Genomic DNA, 6,635 nt, shown 5'->3' on the forward strand with positions numbered 1-6,635 from the left:
TAAATATGAAAAATAGATTTTTATACGTCTTAGCGGTTTTCCTGATAATTTTTCTCATTGTCCCATTTTCAGTAGAAGCACAGGAAAATGAAGCTTTTAAAAAAGAACTATTTATTAAAAATTCTGATACTCTAAATTACCGTATTCTCTTTCCGAAGGATTTTTCTGAGGAAAGGGAATATCCTGTGGTTTTGTTTCTACACGGTGCGGGAGAAAGAGGTAGCGACAATGAAGCTCAACTAACCCATGGCAGTAAATTATTTCTGGAAAAACAGGAAGAATTTCCCGCGATTGTGATCTTTCCGCAGGCCCCAAAAGAAGATTATTGGGCAAAGGTTGAGGTGAACCGCGATAGCGTTCCGCTTCAATTCAATTTTATGAATAAAGAAACGGCTACGAAATCTCTACAATTAGTTATGGAGCTCATGGATAAAATGGCTTCCAAAGATTACGTCAATAAAGATCAAATTTACGTTGGCGGACTTTCCATGGGAGGAATGGGAACTTTCGAGATAATCTATAAAAAGCCTGAAATGTTTGCAGCAGCCTTTGCTATTTGCGGTGGGGCCAATCCGGAAATAGCAAAAGAATATCCGGAAGGTTTTAATATTTGGCTTTTCCACGGAAAGAAAGATGATGTAGTGCTTCCAAAATATTCTGAAGCAATGGCCCGATCTATTAATCACTACGGTGGGAATGCGAAGCTTTCTTTATATCCGGACGACAATCATAACAGCTGGGATTCAGCATTTGCAGAACCTAATTTATTGCCCTGGTTATTCTCGCATAGCCTGGAAAATGAAAATGGAAAATAATTAGTAGATGAAAAATTTCAAATACATACTTATAGGTACGGCCTTGCTTATTAGTCCTTTTATAAGTGCACAGGAGGTAGTGCCGGAAACCTATATCAATCCGTTGGATATTGATTACACCTATATGGTGTATAATTCCAGTAAGAATATTTCTTATCGTTCAGGGGCTGATCCTGCCGTAATTGAATTTCAGGGTGAATATTATATGTTTGTTACCCGATCTTTTGGGTACTGGCATTCTAAAGATTTGATCAATTGGGAATTTATCAAACCAGAACAATGGTATTTTGAAGGTTCCAACGCACCAACCGCTTTTAATTATAATGACTCCCTTGTTTATTTTGCCGGTGATCCTGCAGGTTACGGTAGTATTCTTTATACCGATGATCCTAAAAGTGGTAAATGGACTCCTACGGCTTCTATTTCTAATAATATTCAGGATTCAGAACTGTTTATCGACGATGACGGGAAAACCTATTTGTACTGGGGCTCTTCGAATGTGCATCCCCTTAAGGTTAAAATGCTGGATAAAGACGATCGTTTTCTTGAAACCGGGGTTGAAAAGGAACTTATTAACCTGGTAGAAGAAGAACACGGCTGGGAACGCTTTGGAGAGAATAATTACCATCCAACCTTAAAAGAAGGTTATATGGAAGGGGCTTCCATGACAAAGCACGACGGGAAATACTATTTGCAGTATGCAGCGCCCGGGACACAATTTAATGTTTATGCCGATGCCGCTTATGTGGGCGAAACACCGCTTGGTCCTTTTAAATACATGAAAAACAATCCCATGAGTTTAAAGCCGGGCGGATTTACCAATGGTGCCGGCCACGGGATTACTATGGAACAAACCAACGGACAATACTGGCATTTTGCTACCATGGCTCTGGCTTCCAATTCTCATTGGGAACGCAGGCTGGCTATGTTTCCAACCTATTTTGATGACGAAGGTTTAATGTACACCATTACAAGCTACGGTGATTATCCTTTGTACGGACCCGATCATTCTACAAAAGCTGGACTTCACAATGGCTGGATGTTGCTTTCCTATAAAGGAGAGACAACAGTATCCTCTTCTCAAATGCAAATTAGAAAAAGTACGGCCACAGATGGTGATTTTGATATTACCGAAATGCCACTGGAAAAGAATAGTGAAGGTGAAATTATCTCGAAGTTGTTAACCGATGAAAGTCCGAAATCTTTTTGGGTTGCTGAAGCTAATGACGATAATCAATGGGTGGAGATAGAAATGCTGGCGCCGGGAAACATCTATGCGTTTCAACTAAATTTTCACGACCAGGAGGCTGGTATTTATACCCGTACCGAAGGTTTACGTCACCGGTATACATTGGAGCTTTCAGAAGATGGCGAAAACTGGAAAACCGTTGTAGATAAAAGTAAGAGCTTTGAAGATACGCCGAATGCCTATATCACGCTTAACCAGCCTGTAAGAGCAAAATACGTGCGTTATAACAATATTGAAGTGCCGGGGAATAACCTGGCTTTATCTGAAATTAGGGTGTTTGGAAAAGGTTTTGGCAAGAAACCTGCAAGGGTAAAAAGCTTCGAAGTTTCGCGCCAGGAAGACCGAAGAGATGCATCTTTCACCTGGAAAGCAGTAGAGGGAGCTCAGGGCTATAATATTCGCTGGGGTATTGCTCCTGATAAATTATACCACGCCTGGTTAATTTATGATAGCAATGAACATTTTATGCGCAACCTGGATCGGGATACCGAATATTACTTTCAGATTGAAGCATTTAATGAAAATGGGATTTCAGAGAGATCTGAAGTTATATATGTAGAATAAAAAAATTGAGAATTAATTAAACCAATCGATATGAGAAAGATTTATATGTCAATTAGCCTATTCCTTATGGCAGGAGCCTCTGTGTTACAGGCGCAAACGCAAATTCCGGAGGTAGAAGAAATACTGGGGAAAATGACGCTGGAAGAGAAAATAGGTCAGTTAAACCTCGTAACACCCGGTGGTGGCGTTGCTACAGGATCTGTAGTAAGTGAAGGCGTAGAAAACAAAATTAAAGAAGGAAATGTTGGTGGCGTTTTTGGTGTTTCCAGCCCCGAAAAGGTAAGACAGGCGCAAAAATTAGCCGTTGAGAATTCCCGTCTTGGAATTCCGTTGCTAATTGGCTCTGATGTTATTCACGGATATAAAACCACTTTTCCTATTCCTCTGGGACTTTCTTCCAGCTGGGATATGGATTTGATAAAAGAAACCGCTCAAATTGCGGCAAAAGAAGCCACGGCCGATGGGATTAACTGGAATTTCTCGCCAATGGTAGACATAGCTCGCGATCCGCGTTGGGGTCGTATTGCTGAAGGTGCCGGGGAAGATCCTTATTTGGGTTCCCAGGTTGCAAAAGCAATGGTGGAAGGTTACCAGGGAGATGATTTTACTGCGCCTAATACAATGATCGCTACCGTAAAACATTTAGCGCTATATGGAGCTTCTGAAGCCGGCCGGGATTACAATTCGGTAGATATGAGTAAGATAAAAATGTTCAATGAATATTTGCCACCGTATAAAGCTGCGGTAGATGCAGGAGTTGCCAGTGCAATGACTTCCTTTAATGATATTCACGGAGTTCCGGCTTCGGGAAATAAATGGTTAATTACAGATTTATTTCGTGAGCGTTGGGGTTTTGAAGGTTTTGTAGTTTCCGATTATACTTCGGTAAACGAAATGATTGCCCACGGAATGGGAGACCTGCAGGATGTTTCGGCTTTGGCCATAAACGCCGGACTGGATATGGATATGGTTGGAGAAGGATTTTTAACGACTCTGAAGAAATCTGTGGAAGAAGGCAAAGTTTCCGAAGAACAGATCACCAAAGCGGCTCGCCGAATTCTGGAAGCAAAACATAAATTGGGTCTTTTAGATGATCCATATTTATATTCAGATGAAAGCAGGCCAGAAAAAGATATTCTTTCCGAAGAAAATAGGGCGGTAGCCAGGAAAGCAGCAAAACGTTCTTTTGTGCTTTTAAAGAAGCATGAAAACACACTTCCATTGGCCAAAAATGCAAAAATTGCATTAGTTGGACCGCTGGCAAATAATAAGAATAATATGTTGGGAACCTGGGCACCAACCGGAGATCCTCAGCTTTCAGTTCCGGTGATGGAAGGGATAAAAAATGTAGCTCCAAATGCTGAAATCTCTTACGCAAAAGGTGCCAATATTAGTAACGATACCACTTTTGCTAAAAATGTAAATGTTTTTGGGCCACGTATCGAAATTTCAGAAGAAACTCCTGAAGCAATGATAGAAGAAGCTTTACAGGTTTCTGAAGATGCAGATGTAATTGTTGCTGTGGTTGGAGAAGCTACCGAAATGAGCGGGGAAGCTGCAAGCCGTACCAATTTAAATATTCCTGATAGTCAGCAGAAATTGATTAGGGAACTCGTGAAAACCGGGAAGCCTGTAGTTTTGGTATTGATGAGTGGCCGTCCGTTGGTGATTTCCGAAGAAATGGAAATGCCGGTGAGTATTCTTCAGGTTTGGCATCCGGGTGTAGAAGCCGGAAATGCCATAGCCGATGTGCTTTTTGGAGATTATAATCCTTCAGGAAAGTTAACGGCTACCTGGCCAAGAAATGTTGGGCAAATTCCAATTTACTACCGAATGAAAACCACCGGTAGACCAGCGGCATCACCTTCTGAATTTCAGAAATTCAAGTCTAATTATTTAGATGTTGAAAATACTCCGCAATTGCCTTTTGGCTACGGACTTTCGTACACCGATTTTGAATACGGGGAGACTACTGCAAGTACCGATAAATTAAATAAAGACGGAAGCATCACCATTGCTACTACAGTAACCAATACAGGTGATTATGAAGGAGAGGAAGTGGTGCAGTTATATACGCACGATAAAGTGAGAAGTATTACGCCGCCAATGAAAGAGTTGAAGGCGTTTAAAAAGATAAGTTTAAAGAAAGGTGAAACAAAAGAAGTGAGTTTTGAGCTTACCGCAGAAGACCTGAAATTTTATAATGCAGATCTGGAATTTGTAGTAGAACCCGGCGAATTCGAGTTTTTCGTTGCCGGAAGTTCAGACCACAAATTTACCAATGAATTTACGGTAGAGGAGTAGTTTTTTATTGATGCGCACAACCTTGAGATACCCTACTATCTCTGGGTTATTGAATCCCGCTTCGGCGGGATTTTTTATTTTAAGCGTTTAAACAAATTCTTTGATCGCTCTTTACTTAAGCGGTTGGTTGCTATTTCCATACTTCAATTTGCTGATTTTCTCCATTTAAAAATACCGAATTAAAAAAGTGGAAAACTTCAGGGAAATGGTCGAATGGCATTCCGGAGTGTTCGTGTTTTCCGCCTTCGAAACTGTAAAGTAAGTATGAGGTATTCAGTTTTTTAAGTTTTTCAGTAATTGTTTTGGAGCCGTCCAGCATAATATATCCCGGTTGGTCCCGATCACACCAGTGATGAGGTGCGCTTGCATAGGGCACAAGATTATCTTCAGTACCGTGGAAAAATACCCCGGGAATAGCGTTTTCTTCAGTAATATATCGCGCATCTACAATAGCACCGGCAAGAGAGAAAACCCCGGCAAAATCAAAGTTTTGGTATTTAGAAAAATCCTCGAGCATAAGTTTTTCGTTGTATACCGCGTTTAAAACTGCTTCTGCGCCAGCACTACTTCCGCCCACAATTATCTTTGCTGGATTTATATTAAATTCTTCTTTATTTTTAACCATAAAATTCACGGCATCCATAAAATCTTCAGCAGCCATTTTAAAGGTTTCCATTTTCCCAGATGCGTTATAATCACAACCAAAAGATTGTCCTTTTCGGGTTAACCGGTAAGAAATTTGTACAGCAACATAACCTTTTTTTGCAGCAGTTCTAGCAAAATCTACTTCGGCGGGATTAGTTCGGGTGCCGCCTGCAAATCCGCCGCCGTGCATAAAAATTATTACAGGTCTGTGCTGCATAGTATCATTTTTAGGCTGATAAATGTCCAGTTTTAATTCTTCGCCTTCCTTAGTAGCATAGGTTTTGGTTTCAGTCTCTTCTAGCTGAAAAGATTCGTCTATAAATCTTTGCTGGGCTGAAATTGAAAAACTTAGCAAGAACAGGAGGATGAAAATCGGGTTTTTCATAAATGAATTATAATTTAGCGTCTCAAGATACTTAATTTTGCAGGGAGAATAAGTGGGGATTTTAATTTTAATATTTTATCTTCGCTGCGAAATTAAGATTTCCGCCTGCGCGGAAATGACACTAACAAGTTATGAGTTTACAGGATAAAGTAATGGCAGAGATGAAAGCTGCTATGAAAGCTAAGGACAGTGAAAAACTGGAAGCTTTACGATCGGTTAAAAGTGCTATTTTATTAGCCAATACTGAAAGTTCTGCAAAAGACGGTTTAACTGATGATGAAGAACTTAAAATTTTGCAGAAACTTGTAAAACAACGCAAGGAAAGTGCTGCGATTTACAGGGAGCAAAACAGGGCAGATTTGGCCGAGCCTGAAGAAAAACAGGCCGCAGTGATTGAGTCTTTTTTACCTGAACAGTTGAGTGAAGCTGAAATTGAAGCTAAAGTAGACGAAGTTATCGCTAAAACCGGAGCCAGCGGAATGCAGGATATGGGAAAAGTGATGGGAATGGCAAGCGCTGAATTGGCCGGTAGAGCCGATGGCAAAACCATTTCTACTATTGTTAAGAAGAAATTGAGTAAGTAATTTTTCAGAATAGATTTGATAAAAATATTTTTTAGTTTTTGCTAACTGCTAACTGCTAACTGCTAACTGCTAACTGCTAACTGCTAACT

General features: G+C 40.4%; 5 protein-coding genes. 4 read left to right on the forward strand and 1 reads right to left on the reverse strand.

Annotation, left to right across the window (positions count from 1 at the left end; genetic code table 11):
* Positions 1-5 precede the first annotated feature (5 nt).
* The 3 genes from AACZ30_RS02920 to bglX are packed head-to-tail and all read left to right on the forward strand — an operon-like array spanning position 6 to position 4,932.
* A complete protein-coding gene (locus tag AACZ30_RS02920; RefSeq protein WP_339647722.1) occupies positions 6-815 on the forward strand; it encodes a prolyl oligopeptidase family serine peptidase in 810 nt (269 codons plus the stop codon).
* A 7-nt stretch (positions 816-822) separates the two neighbouring features.
* A complete protein-coding gene (locus AACZ30_RS02925; protein ID WP_339647723.1) occupies positions 823-2,628 on the forward strand; it encodes a family 43 glycosylhydrolase in 1,806 nt (601 codons plus the stop codon).
* A gap of 30 nt (positions 2,629-2,658) precedes the next feature.
* The gene (gene bglX, locus AACZ30_RS02930) at positions 2,659-4,932 is read left to right on the forward strand and encodes a beta-glucosidase BglX (protein WP_339647724.1); all 2,274 of its coding nucleotides are present in this window, start codon (positions 2,659-2,661) and stop codon (positions 4,930-4,932) included.
* Between the two features lie 130 nt (positions 4,933-5,062).
* On the opposite strand, the gene AACZ30_RS02935 is transcribed toward bglX, so the two are convergent.
* Entirely contained in the window at positions 5,063-5,962 is a 900-nt protein-coding gene (locus AACZ30_RS02935; RefSeq protein ID WP_339647725.1) for an alpha/beta hydrolase, read from the reverse strand.
* A gap of 131 nt (positions 5,963-6,093) precedes the next feature.
* Here AACZ30_RS02935 and AACZ30_RS02940 point away from each other — a divergent pair, with 131 nt between their 5' ends.
* Positions 6,094-6,546, forward strand: coding sequence for a GatB/YqeY domain-containing protein (locus AACZ30_RS02940; RefSeq protein ID WP_339647726.1), 453 nt, complete (start codon positions 6,094-6,096; stop codon positions 6,544-6,546).
* The last annotated feature ends 89 nt before the right edge of the window (positions 6,547-6,635 follow it).

Source organism: uncultured Salegentibacter sp. (genome assembly GCF_963972535.1).
Classification (GTDB): Bacteria; Bacteroidota; Bacteroidia; order Flavobacteriales; family Flavobacteriaceae; genus Salegentibacter.